The sequence below is a fragment of the Collimonas sp. genome (genome assembly GCF_035566555.1).
Taxonomy (GTDB): domain Bacteria; phylum Pseudomonadota; class Gammaproteobacteria; order Burkholderiales; family Burkholderiaceae_D; genus Collimonas.
In genome coordinates, this window is record NZ_DATMRB010000120.1 from 18649 (window position 1) to 32534 (window position 13886).

Below are 13886 nucleotides of genomic sequence, written 5' to 3' on the forward strand. Positions count from 1 at the left end.
TTGGTCCCGCCAACAGGAATCGGACCTGTATCTAGCGCTTAGGAGGCACTCGTTCTATCCATTGAACTATGGCGAGACGGGGTAAATCAATGGGAGGAATAAGCCTTTGATTTCATTGAAAATATTCAATAAATTCAATAACTTACGGTCGCTTTGCAACCTCTCCCCTATCATTCCCGTTAACGCGAAATCATGCAAGTTAACGTTCTGACTGCTACAGATTTGCTACAATCCCCGAAGGCAAAACAGAGGGAATTACATGGCATCCATACTAGCAATCGGCAAACGTTGGCGCGCTCAACTTCGCATTAAAGGCAGGAGTATAACAAAAACCTTCAGGACAAAGGCAGAAGCCGAGAGATGGGCGCGGGCTACCGAAATTGACGTGGCATCCGGGAATGCCAGCGCACTAAAAACGGACCTTGCAACGCTCATCGCCGACTATCAAACCGTCCGCGAAAAGTCAGGACGCCCTGTAAGCCCAACGTCGAACGAACACTACATGATGAAGCGGCTAACGCTTAAGCTGGGCGACAAGATCGCTGCAGAACTGACAACACAAGATATCGTGAGTTATGCCCAGGCGCGCCGCACGGAAGACGGCGTAGGCGGCTACACCGTAGAGATGGAATTGTCGAAGCTCGGTACGATCCTGCGTCACATGGCCGGCATGCTGGACGCCAATATTCCGGACGCAGTTACAAAGGCCCGCCCGATGCTGAAGCACCTGCACCTGGTCGAAGGAGGAAAAACCAGGGAGCGCCGGCCAACTGGCGCCGAGCTTACTTCAATCTTGTTATGGTTCGCCGACAATCCTCAGTACGGCCTCCCGATGATAGATATTGTGACAGTGTTGCTACGCTCGGGGTTTCGCCGAGGTGAGCTATTCAGAATCGTGTGGGACGACCTGGACGAAGCGGCACGCATGGTGATGGTGCGGGATCGAAAACATCCACGCCAGAAAAAAGGGAATGACGAATGGGTGCCACTTATCGCGGAAGCGTTCGAAATTGTGGTGCGGCAGCCAAGAATCGATAAGCGAATTTTCCCATTCGAACCAGGGACCGCCAGCAAGTATTTTAAATGGGCGTGAGACGCATCAAAAATCGTTGACCTTCATATGCACGATCTGCGTCATGAAGCCGCTAGCGCGTTGTTTGAAGCGGGCTGGGAAATACCTGAAGTGGCCGCCGTAACGGGACACAAAGATTGGCGTAACCTCAAACGCTACACCAATCTCAAGCCAGAAGATATTGCGGAAAAAGGTCGGGTGATTATCTTCCCGAACAAGGCTGCTTAAGCAGCCCTCGCCTGCCGTTCGCAAGCGCGGTGGGTAATCAAATGTAAATTATCAAGATACTCCGAAACCGCTTGATAACTGGCGAACCGGCGCGCCCCTTCTGTATAGGTAGTAATTGGGAAGGCGCCGGAGCTAATCTGGTTTCGGATCGTCCCCTCTGCTATATCAAGCAATTTTGACAGCTGCGCTATATTCAGACGCAGCCCGAAATTTTCAAGTACGTATGCTTGCGTTAAGAGACTCACTATTTTCCTCTCGATCTTTCTATTAATTTTTCTGTTTCGATTTCCAGCCGACACGTGCTCTAAAGCCGCATATTCATTTCAGCGGCCATTGAAATTTTTTGTAATTACAAGAGTTCGCAGTTGAATTGATCGCTACCCTCAAGCCAACTGCGGCGCCCGAAATGAGTATGTGCATTCACAATGAAGTAAGGGCTGATGTCATCCAGGACGCGGTGGTCGTCGCTACTATCGCCATCGATATCTTTGGCGATATATTTAGCGATGTACCCTACAGCAGTGTTTTTTCCGGCTTCCAGGTGCAGCAATGTGCTTCGGCGCCTATCGTCGCCATCATGTTCAACTTGTGCGAAGGAAGTAATAACTTCCTCGTAACGCTGCCGATACTCGGGCGCGACAAACATCAAGAGGTGCCAATGTGGACAGCCATTGCGTTGTTGTTCAGAAAACCGCAAGCCGTAAAGCTTGATGCCGTCACGATGCAGCGTGGCGCGGATTCGCATCCAGATGTCTCTGAGATAACGTTGTGCTTCCAGTGGCTCAGGCTTTCCGAATGCTACCCACGCCGGATTGAGTTCCCCGCTCTTGTCTCTGACCGGGTGATATTTGCTAGGTGCTGTGATCGTGGCAAACACGCCTACATGGCCGTGATCGGTGGCGATTTTCTCTAAGTGCAGTACAGCCTGTTTGCGCAGTTGCGCTTTTAAGTAAGATGTTGTGTTCATGTTATTGGCTCCGAAATTGTATAAATAAAATTCTGCTGACCTGTTCAAATATGTGCAGCGGCCATGGCCTCGGCGATGGCGTACGCGGCGCCGTGATCGATGTGTTCGCCGGTGTATCCGATATAGGCGTTCTCAACCAGCACAGCATTCTTATCTGCGAATTCGACAGCACGCTCATAGGTCAAGACTGGCGGAGTAGCGGCAAGTAGTTGTGCAAGCTCTGTACCACTTTGATCTGCGGACAACGCCCAATATGCGCGCCCTGGTTCGCCAACGGACGGATCGCCCTTGTCGGCATAAAAGTGGAAGCGACAGAACGGCTTGTCGCCTTCAATGCCGTCCAGCGGGCAACTTTCGTCTGGGAACAATTCGTGTTCGCCGCTTCGTGCGTCGTCCAAGCCGGACTGGTGAGCATCATCCAATTTGACCATGTCGAAGATTTCAATCGGCCGATATGCGACTGGTGGCAACCATGCCTTGCCGTCGCAGTCCGTGAATCCGTAAGTAAGCAATGCGCTCTCGGCACGTGCAAGACGATCTACCGTGGCTTCGACCGTCACTAACGGGTTGGCATCTGCGATATGGCTTTGAGTATGACGCGGACTTATTCGGCGGCATCGATCGTTTTGGCAGTAATTGCTGAACTGAGATTCGACGGCGCCGACATGACCGCAGGCCGGACATTGGAATCGCGGCTCATTTTCGGCGCGCTCACGGCGGTCAGCCGCTTCATCGATCACTAACGGCGTGTTGAGACAAGCGGCGTGGGTGGCCCAATCGAACCCGATGTAGCAGGTCGAAGGCGGTCCGACCTGGTCAGAAGTCAGAATGTCCGAAACCCGCACGGCGCGGAAGCAGCCGGGTAAATGGTGTTCCAGTTCAACCCAGGCATGCAGTTCACCATTGCCCAGGTCGCGCCGCAGGTCGTTGACGTAGCCGGCCTGGATGCCTTCGTCGGTGTCGAATGTGACACGGTCGCGCAACTTCACTGTGATATCTTGAGTTGTCTTATCCACGGAAAGCCCCCAGGAGCAAGCCAAGCATCAAGCACGCCAATACGACTGCCGACAAAAATGTGGTGATTAGTCCAGGACATGGAAGGCTCAAACGCTTAAGCAGCAGAAACATCACGCAGCCAATGCCCAAATACGCGGCGATCAGCAAGAGGACCAAACAGGAATGCATCAGTATTTTCATAGATCGCTTTCAGTAATATAAATTCGTGGATATGGGCAGGCGCCGAGAGCTGCCCAGGTCGTGACAAGGCACTTGCGTGCCGCTATGTCGTTTTTTTCATACGCGGCCACTTCCTGCCGGCGCGTCTCTTCACACTGCGCATTCATCGCGGTGGCAAATTTGTCGGTTTCCCGCTCTAGGTCTTTCGATTTTTTATCAATCGCCGACCAGTCGGTGGGCTGGTACGCCGGCTGCGGATTTTTTTCGATGAAAGCGGCAAGCCGAACTGCTGTTGCTGCTATTTCTTCCGGCGATAAAACCGAAGTAGAAATTTTCTTTTTGGATTTTTTCGTACAGTTATTTACACCAGTCCAAGGAAAGTCAAAAGCCACAGCCTTGGCGGCGCCGACGACTGTCCACTGATAGCGGACCGATTCGTAGACCGCGCGGGGATTCCATGCGTGATAAATCCCGCATGGCTTCTCTGTCTCATAGGTGGCGTACTTGCCTTCGACCACGGTGCTGCGTGTGGCGATCTTGACCAGACCCTTGCGCCCGACCAGGGGGCCGCCTTGCGCCCGCAGGTAGTCGCTATAGGAGGCTTGCTTGATCGTCTTGACGGTTTCCACGCGCTTGCCGTCGATAATGTTGGTTTCGGTTGCCTTGATGGTCTGGGCAGCCTGCCAGGCCGATTTAACCGCGTCAGGCGCGTTGATGATGCTTTCGCTCTTCACGCGCCGCAGCTCGCGCCAAGGGCCGATAGGCGCGCCGCCGACTTGCTGAAACTGCCGAATGCCCCAGGTCTGCGCCCAATAGCACACGCGCTGGCTGGGCGTCAGCATTTCGTCGCCGGCCAGGTCGTCGGTCACGATGTAGGTGCGGCCGTCTTCGCGCATGTGGTGATCGCCGACATGTTCACCGTCGATGTTCTTGGCGATGTATTTCGCAATGTAGCCAGCAGCAGTACCTTTGCCAGCTTCGATACGCACCAGCTTGACGCGGTTCTTATCGGCGCCGCGTTCGTCGCCGTCTTCGATCAGCGCGTAAGCTGTGATGATCGCCTCGTAGCGCTCTTGGTGTTCAGGCGGTACAAACATCAGCATGTGCCAGTGTGGGCAACCATCGTGATGCGGTTCAGCAATGCGGAAGCCGTAGGCGTGGATGCCGTCGCGGTGCAACTTGGAACGGATGCGCTTCCATACGTCGCACAGGTATATCTGGGCATCGCGCGGCGTGGGTTCGCCAAACTCGATATATCGCGGGTTAGATTCGCCGCTCTTGCTCAGGACGGCGTGATACTTGCTTGGCGCTGTGATCGTGGCAAACAGGCCGACATGGCCTAAGTCGAAAGCGATTTCCTCGAAACCGCGTATGCGGGTCATCAGTTCGCCGCGCCGATTGGACTTGTTGGCTATGCCGAGTGCAGCCAAGGCGTCCAGGCTGTAGACCTGGCCGTTTTCGTTTTGCAGCTCGATAGAGGCCAGCAGCTTGGCATTCTGTTTATTGCGGCGCTGCTGGCGATAGGCGGTTTCGTTGCTGACATAGGGGCCGGTCATGTAGCTAGTGAAGCCAAGGCGGATCGCCATATGCTCGCAGCGGCGCGCATGCGCCTTGCGGATGCCGCGCAGCCACCAGGCTTTGTCCAAGGCCCTGCGAATGATTTCGTTTTCTTCTTCGCCGGCCGGCGGCGCCACAGTCAGACGCGCACAGAGTTCACGAATCGCGGACAAGATCGCATCCAGGGATTGCAAGTCGGCACAGAACTGATAGCACTCGCGGGCGGCGCTATCGGCAGCACGATAAAGCGCCTCATCAGGCGCATCGAGCGGCAGCAGGTAATGATCGGCTGACCAGATCTCATCAATGACATCGATCTTGTGTTCGTGCCGATCCATGCCATCGCGGGCGAACAGGTCGCGCAGGGCGCGGCCCATGCGTTTCGGCAGGCTGGTGATGGCGTCGGTGGAATAGAAGCGGTAGCTCATGCGGCGATACCGTCCGATTCGTGACTCGCAGCGGGGAACTGACAAGGGAGTTCACCACCTTGCGCGCAGCGCAGGACGTTTTGCAGTTGCTTGATTAGCCGACTGGCTTCGCAATGCAGCTTGCCGCGCTCCAGGGCGTTCAGCGATTGCAGGGTGGTGTCGCCTTTCTTGCTGCCGATGCCGGCCATGTGTGCCAGCATCTGACGATCACGCGGCGGGACGCTATTCCAGCGGGCGGCGCGTACACTTTCCTTGTCGCCGGCCAATATGATGTAGGCGTGTGTCAGGTGGGTGTACGCAATGTCCTGGTGTGTCTGTTGGGAGTGGGGCGCCATGGATTACCCCTTGATGACGCCAAGGGCTTGCAGCAATGGGCCTGCCATGATTAGGAGGCAGCCGAGTGTCATCACGGAGAAATCGAACAGGAATTTTTTGAGCTGTTTCATGCTGTCACCTTGTCGTTAGTGACCACATCACCCAAGGCCAGCGCGTTCTGACCGGGATGCAAGAAGAACGTCAGGGCATGCTCTCCGCCATCTTTAAAATGGACTACGAGTCGTTGCATTGAGAACAGACGGCTGGCCGATTGAAAATGAAGGCACGTTTGTACCGGGTTGACAGTGATGCGTTCGACGTTGAGAAAAGTTGTATCGGCTGACATGCTTGCCTTTCTTCAGGGTGAGCGAATCCCGCATGCCTGAAATCAGGCATTGCAGGGAACAACGGAAGGGATAAAACGGACTAGCTGAGAATTACGGCGGCGCCGTGCTTTGAGGTGTCGTCATGGGCTGCTCACAATTTCAACACAAGCTGATTGGCACAAGCATTGCGGACATGCTGCGATACGTGGATACGCACGTCGGGATTCGGCGTTGCCGACATCGACAATGTGCGCAGCACCTCCAAGCCGGCAACGAAAACGTGACCGCAGTCCGGGTTTTGACACATGTACGTAATCTCTTTCAGCAGGTCCGACATGGTGCGGCTCTTCGCGGCACGCACGCGATGATGGCAATGAGGACAAGGAAGGCTGATGAATCTCATGCGGGTTTCCTATCTACTGGATACAAGGCGCGGCCTCTGCCGGATATTTGGCGCGACTGCTTGCGCAAACGCGACTTCGCAAGCCATTCCGCTGCCTGTTGCACCGAATCCAGACCTTGCTGCTGGCGCACGCGCTCCAGCAGATTGTTTTCTGCATCGGTAAGGGTGATTTCTTGAACTGGCATCTTTTCGTCGGCTCTTTGTCTGCTTATTGCGGTCTAGGCTTACGCCGCTTTTGCGCCTACTATTTCACTATCGGAAAGGCCCAGGGCGCTTGCAGCTTCCCGCAGGACAAGCTGGCGCAGCAGGGTGGAAGGTTGCTCTCCCTGATAATTGGCCAAAGCCTTGATAAGGTCGTGTTCGTAGTCGTCAAACCGGAGTATGAGCCGATTGTTACGGATACGCTTTGTGTCGGGATACATAGCAGCGTCCTGTTATTGGTGGGCGGGCAAGGCGCGCTTGTATTCGGCGAGGCCGCGCAATATGAGAGCGCGGAGAAACCAGGCACGTGAGCGCTGTTCGTCAAAGGCGTATTGGTCAACTTCCGCCAGTTCGTCGGGCATCAAACGCACGCCGCTTGGCCGAGAAGTTGTTCCTTTGGGGATACGCCTGACTTTGGGCAATGTTTCCATGATGTTATGATGTGTATTCGCTATGGGATGGCGTAATTATGGTGGTCATTCGTCCACCTGTCAAATAAATTATTGGGCATATGAAGGATTTCAACAAACGTCTACGGACGGAAAGAAAACGTCTTGGCCTTAATCAAGACAAATTTGCCGTACTCGGTGGTGTCACAAAAGATACTCAACTGAATTACGAAAATGCTTCCCGAAAGCCGGATTCTGACTATCTCGCGGCAATAGCCGCTGCGGGTGTTGACGTCCTCTATTTGCTTACCGGGGAATATGCATCGGCAGTTCTGCCCGATGATGAAAAGGACATGCTGGCTGGTTATCGCAGTTTGGACATTCGCGGTAAAGCTGGTGTCCTTGGAATGATTGATGGGATGCGTGCAGCCCCTACGCCCGCTGCTGAACCCACAAAAACAGGTCCCCATGTTGAATTCCATGGGAAGGTCAGCCAAAACGTTACCGGGAATGTCACCGCGCCGCAGACGTTCAATATGGGCGGCAAGAAGAAACCCAAAGTATAAAAATTCGATGGGAACGAACCCAGGTTTCAGTTTGGGCATTTAGATGCAATAAAAACAATTTCACAATTATTATTAACAATGGGAGTTCAGATGGGAGCAGCAATTGGATTTATCAGTTTTGTCGCGGTTTGGTGGGGGCTGGTTCGTTTTTACAAAAGCAAGGGCAAGGGGGCTTTTGTACGCCATCTCGCCGGCTTTGCGGGGGGCTTTGTCGCGTTGATTATTGTCGCGGCAGTAGCAGGCGGATCAAGCAAGACAGCAGATGCTCCAGCGGTGGCTCAAAATACAGACGCCGCCACGTCCAGTGCCGATGCAAAATCAGCTGCGGCTTCATCTAGTAAAGCGCAAATTCCAGCAGAAGCAGCGATGGCGGTAACAGTGTTACAACTTGCCAAGGACTACGACGCCAATGAGGTCGCTGCGGATCAAAAATATAAAGGGAAGATGTTGCGTGTTTCGGGCAGCGTTCAAAGTATCGATAAAGACGCTTTCAACAACATCGTGGTTCATCTAAAGACTGCAAACGAATACATGCCTGCTATGGCAAAGCTGAATGACAAGCACGAGGCGTTGGCGGCGTCGCTCTCGAAAGGCAACAAAGTCACCTGGCAATGTGAAGGCGGCGGCAGGATCATCGGTAGCCCAGTTCTCAACAATTGCGCACCGGCCTGATAGCCTGCAATCATATTACGGAGACTCAGCAGCGTGACAGGAAAAACAGCATTTACCGGGGACGTAGGCCAAGCGGTGATAGGTAATGTCGAACAGGCGCCACAATTAACTAATGTGATGCATTTGAACGTGAACACAGAGAAGTCCAAAGATGAAGCCGGCGAAAAGATCTCGCCGTATCAAAAATCTCAAATTTGGCGCAAGGCACTTGAGTTGGCATCTGTCACCGGCGGGGAGCCGGTAGCAGCCTATCCCGAGTTGCTGGATCGTTTTGGTGTGAGTCGCATAGAGGAACTACCTTCCAGATATTACAAATCTGCGAAGGCAATGATGGAGCGCCGCATTGCTGCCGCCAAGGCCGACCTGGAAGCCACAGAACCAATTGAGCAGGCCGTCGCGCCGAAACCGCTTGAAACATTGGCGGTACTCGGTCCAACGACGATACATGCGCCCGCACCATGTCCTGCGTGTGCTGAGAAGACGAAAGCAAATACAAAACTGGTTCAAACTTCTATTGCCTTTGCAGTCGTCACGATTATGCTGGCCGTTGGATGTGGATGGCTACTTTACAAAATGCCGACGGATAGTCCCGTTGCCAACGCAGCGCAGACGGAAACGATGTGCCATAACGACAGCAAAACATACTCCGTGGGCAGCACGGCTAAAATTTTGAATGTCGGCGTGAAAGAGTGCGTCGACGGTGAACACGGCCCACGCTGGGATGACATTCAACGTCCGCGGACACGCTAACGCCAAACTCACGAATTGTTGTGGCCATTTTCCTTGATGATTTCGCGCCGCTCCCGAATTTTTTCCCATTCGAGTTTTGCAGCGCGTGCAGCGGTTTGCTTGTTGGTGTAGACGTGCTGCAGCGTCTTTGTGCTGGCTGTCGCGCCGGCGGCCGGCGCCGTATGCTTGCCCTTGCCGGTCGACGGTGCAAATTCTTTGCCGGTTTTCTTCGTGGCGACGTTGCGCCACTTGGCGTACACGCCGGTAATGCCGGGATCTGGGTCGACCTCATCCTCGCGTTCAACTTCGGCTTCCTCGGTGCGTGTCTCCAGCTCGATACCGCTGGTAAAGCCGGCGTCGCTGATACTGTGCCGGACCTTGGCCGTTAGCCAATCCTGATTATCAATATCGGTTTTGAATCCGACGACTTCCACAGGCGATTGCGGCATCAGCGCCGGGTCGCCAATTGCCAGCGACAATTCCAGGGTGGCGGCGCCGCGCTGGATGCGCTGCCACTCAGCGACGGCGGCGGCGCGGGCGTCGGCCTCACTGGCGTAGGTGGTGCGCAGCCGCTTGCTGTTGCCAGGTACGCCTGCCACAACACTGCGGCGAAGGCCGTGCCGGTCGTCATGCCAGAACACGCGCACGCCGCTGTAGCTGTCGCGCTCGGCGCTGTGATAGCGGTGCCTGTCTCCCAGGTTGCGCGTGATGCGGATCACAGGCAAGTCGCGGCCTGACGCGGTCTTACTACGGCCCGCCGGCATGAATAGCAGCGTGTCATTTTTCACGGTCGCGGCAGCATCGTATTTCTTGCCCAGCCGGCGCAGGAATGCCGCGTCGCTCTCCCTGGTCTGGTCCAGGTGCGCGATCTTTACACCCCGTAGCGCCTCGGCAATACCGGCTTTCAGCTCCTGCTGAAACGCGATTACCTCGATCACCGCGCCCAGGGTGGTGTCGTGGAAACTGCGCTCGACGGGCTGGCGGAAGGTATCGATTAAGCTGGCCGTCCTGGCGCGCAAGGTCAGCAGATCCGGCGCGCCGCTATGCTCGATCTCATCAACAGTAAAGACGCCCTTATCGATCAAGCCAGATTCCTGCCAGCCGATCTGTACGTTGATCCTGGCGCCCTTGCTTGGTATCGCAAGCTGGCCGTCCGTATCGGACAGGGTGATACTCAGTTCGTCGGCGCTGTCGCTGCGGCACTCGGTCAGGTCGAGACTGACCAGGCGCGGCGCGAATTTTCCGGTAATGTCCTGGCCGTCCAGCGTGATTTTGAAAGCAGGAATCGGGTAGTCCATTAGAACAGGCTCCCTATGCTGTCCGCGACATTGTTAAAGGTCGATCTGCCGGTATTGATGGCGTTGCTGGCGCTGTTGCTGATGCCCTCCAAACTGAGCATGTTCTTGATGCTGCCCAGGTCGCCGAGGGTATTGAGCAAGCCCAGCACCGATTCGTCGGTACGCTCCAGGGTAATGGAGAACTCGATCTTGCCGGCGTCGCCATCTTGCCCCAGCATCGTGCGTCCCTCGGTCATGCCGGTGATGACATACGACCCCAGGATGCGACCGGTCCCAGCAATCAGAATCCACGATTTTCCGGTATCGGCCATCAGGCGCAAGGCATCGAGCGAATAGACGCTGCCGGTTAGCTCCGGCGCGATCCAGCCGGACAGCGTGATGGTGTCGTCGCCCTTGCCGGTGAATTGGTGGGCATTGCGGGCGCCGACCCGCGAGGTGCTAGGGTGCTTCCAATCGGTCTTGCGTTGCAGCTCCTGGTAAGCCAGGGTCGGCAGGCTGAAGACAAACATGCCCAGGGTCATCATCATGGTAAAAATCCTTAGAAGTGATTGTCGGACAAGCTGGAGCGCATCCGCGCCGCCTTCTGCCTATCGCGCTCTTCCATCGCCAGCATGACAGCGCGGGCAATGGCTTGCTCATCCATGCCTGGTGCAGCGGTAATGGAGATCGTGATCGTGTCGCCCTGGATCACCATGCCGGCGCCGGCGGCCCGCTGCGCAATCGGCGGACGCGTATCGAAGGACAGCGCCGGCATGGCTGTTGCACCGATGGCGATGCCGGCGCCGAGCTGGGTCAGTCGCTTGGCAAGACCGCTGACCTGGTTGATCGGCGCATCCTGTCCATTCTCGATACCGAGCGCCAGCCCCTCAGTGATGAAGCCGCCGAATCGGCTAAAGACACGGCTAGGGCTGTGGATCTCCTGTTCCTTCGCAAACGTGATGCCGACCATGGCCCCCAGCTGCTTGATCTTGTCTTTCAGGAAGCCGAAGCCCGACGTAATCCCATTGACCAGGCCCTGGATGATGTTGGCGCCGAACTCGGTAAATGTCCCCGGCAGCTCAATACCGAACCAGCTCATGACCCCAGCGAATGCCTTGTAAAACAGCCCCAGCGGCGACCAGTTCATGATTAATGCGCTGACGCCCCCGATACCGCCGTCGAATGCTGTTTTGACATCGGCCCACAGACCGCCGGCAAAGGTCTTGATGGCTTCCCATACGCGGTTAAACCGTTCGGTGATGCCATCCCACAGATCGTTAAAGAAAGCCTTCAGCGGTTCCCAATTTTTATAGATGAGGTAGGCCAATACCGCAATGAGGGTAATCAGCAACACAATCGGATTCGTCAGCAAGGCACGACCTAGCCACAAGACGGTTTTACCGACCGTCATCAAGCCGCCGCTAAGGCCGCGCAAGATAGGCGTCAGCACGCCGCCGGCGACGCCCATCTTGGCGAACAGGACATGCAACATCGCGTAGGGACCGATCAAGGCGGCCAGCCCCAGCATCAGCGGCCCCAGCACCACCAGGATGCCGGCAAGGATGCCGAACCCGACAATCATGGCCTTGGCGGTGGCTGGGTTGCGCTCCATGAAGCCGTTCAGCCCTTCCAGCGCTTTCGTCACGGTCTCGATGGCGCTGGAATACAGCGGCAGGATTTTTTCGCCCATTGTCAGCTGGAGGTCGGCCAGCTTGGCGTGCGCGTCCATTTCCTTGCCGCCGGCCTGTTCGCGGGCCAGCGGTTCTAGCTGGTCCACATCGTAGGCACCTTCGTTCAATGTCCGGTTCTTGTGGATCTGGGCACGCTGCAAGTACATGTTCGCCATCAAGTCGCCGGCCTTGCGATTGGTGAACAGGCTGCCGATGGTGTCGAGGATCTTGTCCTCGCCGGTAATGCCGTTTTTTGCCAACTGCGGCAACAGGACCTTTTCCATCCACTCGAATTGGCTTTTCTTGAACAGGTCTGACCCCAAGAGCGCACCAGGATCAAGCTGGGCAGTCTGCCCGACCTTGTCATGTTTCACTTTGGTGTGATCGCCAATCAGCCCCAGCTTGTCCAGGTTCATCGCGGCGCGCTTGCTGGTGCGTCCCTGGTACAGATTGTTATAGCTCGACATCAGGCCGTTACCGACGCCAAAGCCGCCCAGCTCCTGGACCAGTGGTTCCAGCTCGTAGTAAAAGGATTTTTCATCCATGCCCTTGGCGGCGATGCCGCCAGTCTTGATGAGGTTCAGCCATTCGGTAGGGCCGACTCGACCACCCGTGGCGGAAATGACCTTCTGCACCATATTGGCCTGTTCGTTGAATTTCTCCGAGCTGGCCGTACCGCCGCGCACCTCGATGACCTTCAGCATGTCCATGAACTTGCGTTCATTCTCGCCGCCGGCTTCCTCGCCATAAAATGCTTTATTCGCAAATTTCATCTTCGCCAACATGGGCGCCACCATCTGCGCATGCGGCAAATCGCCGAACACGGACATGCTGTCGCGCACCAGTTCCAGGTTTTCGGCGTGGCTGGTGCCGTAGGTTTTCATGTTGCGGGCGTAGCTCTCGGCGTCGGCGCTGACCTTTGGTCCCAGGCCCAGGGCAGTAATGCGGCCTTTCTCGGTCTGGTAGTGCTTCGCCTCTTTCAAGCCTGTGACCAGGGGCGCGCCCACGGCGGCGCCGGCGACAGTCGCGCCGATGCCGGCAGCAGCGACATTGCCGGCGGTGGTACGCAACTTGTCGGCATGCTGGCGGGCGCCGGCAACCTTTTGTTGTTGCGCGCCGACTGCCGCCAGCTTCTTCTGCTGGACTGTCAATTCGGCATTGGTAAAGGCAATGCTGTTTTTGAGCCAGGTCTGTGCGGACCCGAGCTGGCGCGTGTCGATGCCGGCGCCGGACAAGCGGGAGCGCAAGATCTGCATCTGTTCGCCTTGCTGCTGGCCGGCTTGCTTCAAGGCGCTGGCCGACTTCACGGCGGCGTTAAATTCGCGGGTCATGGCACGCGTGGGCGTGGTGGTCTGCTGCATTCGCTGTGCCAGGGCGGCGATCTGCTGTTGCGTCTCGCGTAGCTTGCCGGAGCTGGCCTGCAAGCCGGCATTTAGTTCACGGAAGCGCCCAACATCTTTTTGCTGGGCGTTCAGTTCCTTCAGCCGGTCGTTATTGGCTTTGATGGCGCGGCCCAGGGTGGACGATTCGCCGGTGATCCTTTTTAAGGGGCCGGTCAGCTTATCCAGCGCCGCGAAGACCACCTGTAACCGCAATTGCTTGTCACTCATCCTAGTTTCCTATTCTTCCGCGCCGCTGCGCACCCTGGCGCGTTCGCGCCAGGCCATCAAGTCCGATACTTCCAGCGCATCCATGGCCTGCGGCGGCCAGTGAAACACCACCGCAATATCGGCCATCGGATCTTCTACTCGGCCCGGTAAGCCGCCAGACGATCCGCTCTCTTCACCAAAAAAATGGCAACCTCCGCGCCGATCTCGGTCAGATCCGCCGGGTCCATGCCGGCGACTTCGTGCGCGGTCAGGGTCGGTTGCGTGATACGCGGCAAGACGGTCTGCAAGGCGGCCACGCTC

17 protein-coding genes and 1 tRNA gene are annotated in these 13886 nt (G+C 56.2%); 5 read left to right on the forward strand and 13 right to left on the reverse strand.

Translation table 11 applies throughout. The annotated features are described in order from the left end of the window. Window position 1 precedes the first annotated feature (1 nt). A tRNA-Arg gene (locus VNZ65_RS15505) sits at window positions 2–76 on the reverse strand. 183 nt (window positions 77–259) lie between these two features. Here VNZ65_RS15505 and VNZ65_RS15510 point away from each other — a divergent pair. Then, the gene (locus tag VNZ65_RS15510) at window positions 260–1093 is read left to right on the forward strand and encodes a site-specific integrase (RefSeq protein ID WP_325670515.1); all 834 of its coding nucleotides are present in this window, start codon (window positions 260–262) and stop codon (window positions 1091–1093) included. 12 nt (window positions 1094–1105) lie between these two features. After that, window positions 1106–1300: a tyrosine-type recombinase/integrase gene (locus tag VNZ65_RS15515; protein ID WP_325670547.1), complete on the forward strand. Its 195-nt coding sequence runs from the start codon at window positions 1106–1108 to the stop codon at window positions 1298–1300. Window positions 1301–1649: 349 nt separating this feature from the next. Here the strand turns inward: VNZ65_RS15515 and VNZ65_RS15520 are convergent, their stop codons facing one another. The 8 genes from VNZ65_RS15520 to VNZ65_RS15555 form a co-directional block, all read right to left on the reverse strand. Next, window positions 1650–2267 (reverse strand): replication endonuclease, encoded by a 618-nt coding sequence (locus VNZ65_RS15520; protein WP_325670517.1) that lies wholly within the window; start codon window positions 2265–2267, stop codon window positions 1650–1652. A 44-nt stretch (window positions 2268–2311) separates the two neighbouring features. Next, on the reverse strand, window positions 2312–3283 hold the full coding sequence (locus tag VNZ65_RS15525) for a hypothetical protein (protein WP_325670519.1): 972 nt from the start codon (window positions 3281–3283) through the stop codon (window positions 2312–2314). A 177-nt stretch (window positions 3284–3460) separates the two neighbouring features. Next, window positions 3461–5428, reverse strand: a complete 1968-nt coding sequence (locus VNZ65_RS15530) for a replication endonuclease (protein WP_325670521.1) — start codon at window positions 5426–5428, stop codon at window positions 3461–3463. After that, window positions 5425–5763 carry a hypothetical protein gene (locus VNZ65_RS15535; protein WP_325670523.1) on the reverse strand — a complete coding sequence of 113 codons (339 nt, stop codon included), beginning with the start codon at window positions 5761–5763 and terminating at the stop codon, window positions 5425–5427. Before VNZ65_RS15535 ends, VNZ65_RS15530 begins: the two co-directional genes overlap by 4 nt. Window positions 5764–5870: 107 nt before the next feature. Continuing rightward, window positions 5871–6089: a hypothetical protein gene (locus tag VNZ65_RS15540; RefSeq protein ID WP_325670525.1), complete on the reverse strand. Its 219-nt coding sequence runs from the start codon at window positions 6087–6089 to the stop codon at window positions 5871–5873. 131 nt (window positions 6090–6220) lie between these two features. Next, window positions 6221–6472: an ogr/Delta-like zinc finger family protein gene (locus tag VNZ65_RS15545; protein ID WP_325670527.1), complete on the reverse strand. Its 252-nt coding sequence runs from the start codon at window positions 6470–6472 to the stop codon at window positions 6221–6223. Window positions 6473–6696: 224 nt separating this feature from the next. Next, the gene (locus VNZ65_RS15550) at window positions 6697–6894 is read right to left on the reverse strand and encodes a hypothetical protein (protein ID WP_325670529.1); all 198 of its coding nucleotides are present in this window, start codon (window positions 6892–6894) and stop codon (window positions 6697–6699) included. Window positions 6895–6906: 12 nt separating this feature from the next. After that, window positions 6907–7104 carry a hypothetical protein gene (locus VNZ65_RS15555; protein WP_325670531.1) on the reverse strand — a complete coding sequence of 66 codons (198 nt, stop codon included), beginning with the start codon at window positions 7102–7104 and terminating at the stop codon, window positions 6907–6909. An 80-nt stretch (window positions 7105–7184) separates the two neighbouring features. Here VNZ65_RS15555 and VNZ65_RS15560 point away from each other — a divergent pair, with 80 nt between their 5' ends. The 3 genes from VNZ65_RS15560 to VNZ65_RS15570 all read left to right on the forward strand — a co-directional run bounded on the left by VNZ65_RS15560 (window position 7185) and on the right by VNZ65_RS15570 (window position 9050). Further along, window positions 7185–7628 (forward strand): helix-turn-helix transcriptional regulator, encoded by a 444-nt coding sequence (locus VNZ65_RS15560; RefSeq protein WP_325670533.1) that lies wholly within the window; start codon window positions 7185–7187, stop codon window positions 7626–7628. A gap of 90 nt (window positions 7629–7718) precedes the next feature. Beyond that, complete coding sequence (locus VNZ65_RS15565) at window positions 7719–8300, forward strand: OB-fold protein (protein WP_325670535.1); 582 nt, start codon at window positions 7719–7721, stop codon at window positions 8298–8300. A 33-nt stretch (window positions 8301–8333) separates the two neighbouring features. Further along, window positions 8334–9050, forward strand: a complete 717-nt coding sequence (locus tag VNZ65_RS15570; RefSeq protein ID WP_325670537.1) for a hypothetical protein — start codon at window positions 8334–8336, stop codon at window positions 9048–9050. Window positions 9051–9058: 8 nt separating this feature from the next. Here VNZ65_RS15570 and VNZ65_RS15575 read toward each other — a convergent pair whose 3' ends face one another. Genes VNZ65_RS15575 through VNZ65_RS15590 form a run of 4 tightly spaced genes read right to left on the reverse strand, consistent with a single transcriptional unit; the run spans window position 9059 to window position 13712 of the window. After that, a complete protein-coding gene (locus tag VNZ65_RS15575; RefSeq protein WP_325670539.1) occupies window positions 9059–10327 on the reverse strand; it encodes a contractile injection system protein, VgrG/Pvc8 family in 1269 nt (422 codons plus the stop codon). Beyond that, a complete protein-coding gene (locus tag VNZ65_RS15580) occupies window positions 10327–10854 on the reverse strand; it encodes a phage tail protein (RefSeq protein WP_325670541.1) in 528 nt (175 codons plus the stop codon). Before VNZ65_RS15580 ends, VNZ65_RS15575 begins: the two co-directional genes overlap by 1 nt. Before the next feature lie 11 nt (window positions 10855–10865). Next, window positions 10866–13586: a phage tail protein gene (locus VNZ65_RS15585; RefSeq protein ID WP_325670543.1), complete on the reverse strand. Its 2721-nt coding sequence runs from the start codon at window positions 13584–13586 to the stop codon at window positions 10866–10868. Window positions 13587–13595: 9 nt separating this feature from the next. Then, a complete protein-coding gene (locus VNZ65_RS15590; RefSeq protein ID WP_325670545.1) occupies window positions 13596–13712 on the reverse strand; it encodes a GpE family phage tail protein in 117 nt (38 codons plus the stop codon). Window positions 13713–13886: the final 174 nt, after the last annotated feature.

What these genes read in the sequence shown, in the direction of transcription:
- VNZ65_RS15510 (WP_325670515.1), top strand. Translation starts at nt 260, where the DNA reads ATGGCATCCATACTAGCAATCGGCAAACGTTGGCGCGCTCAACTTCGC.
- VNZ65_RS15520 (WP_325670517.1), bottom strand. Translation starts at nt 2,267, where the DNA reads ATGAACACAACATCTTACTTAAAAGCGCAACTGCGCAAACAGGCTGTA.
- VNZ65_RS15530 (WP_325670521.1), bottom strand. Translation starts at nt 5,428, where the DNA reads ATGAGCTACCGCTTCTATTCCACCGACGCCATCACCAGCCTGCCGAAA.
- VNZ65_RS15535 (WP_325670523.1), bottom strand. Translation starts at nt 5,763, where the DNA reads ATGGCGCCCCACTCCCAACAGACACACCAGGACATTGCGTACACCCAC.
- VNZ65_RS15540 (WP_325670525.1), bottom strand. Translation starts at nt 6,089, where the DNA reads ATGTCAGCCGATACAACTTTTCTCAACGTCGAACGCATCACTGTCAAC.
- VNZ65_RS15545 (WP_325670527.1), bottom strand. Translation starts at nt 6,472, where the DNA reads ATGAGATTCATCAGCCTTCCTTGTCCTCATTGCCATCATCGCGTGCGT.
- VNZ65_RS15550 (WP_325670529.1), bottom strand. Translation starts at nt 6,894, where the DNA reads ATGTATCCCGACACAAAGCGTATCCGTAACAATCGGCTCATACTCCGG.
- VNZ65_RS15555 (WP_325670531.1), bottom strand. Translation starts at nt 7,104, where the DNA reads ATGGAAACATTGCCCAAAGTCAGGCGTATCCCCAAAGGAACAACTTCT.
- VNZ65_RS15560 (WP_325670533.1), top strand. Translation starts at nt 7,185, where the DNA reads ATGAAGGATTTCAACAAACGTCTACGGACGGAAAGAAAACGTCTTGGC.
- VNZ65_RS15565 (WP_325670535.1), top strand. Translation starts at nt 7,719, where the DNA reads ATGGGAGCAGCAATTGGATTTATCAGTTTTGTCGCGGTTTGGTGGGGG.
- VNZ65_RS15575 (WP_325670539.1), bottom strand. Translation starts at nt 10,327, where the DNA reads ATGGACTACCCGATTCCTGCTTTCAAAATCACGCTGGACGGCCAGGAC.
- VNZ65_RS15580 (WP_325670541.1), bottom strand. Translation starts at nt 10,854, where the DNA reads ATGATGATGACCCTGGGCATGTTTGTCTTCAGCCTGCCGACCCTGGCT.
- VNZ65_RS15585 (WP_325670543.1), bottom strand. Translation starts at nt 13,586, where the DNA reads ATGAGTGACAAGCAATTGCGGTTACAGGTGGTCTTCGCGGCGCTGGAT.
- VNZ65_RS15590 (WP_325670545.1), bottom strand. Translation starts at nt 13,712, where the DNA reads ATGGCCGATATTGCGGTGGTGTTTCACTGGCCGCCGCAGGCCATGGAT.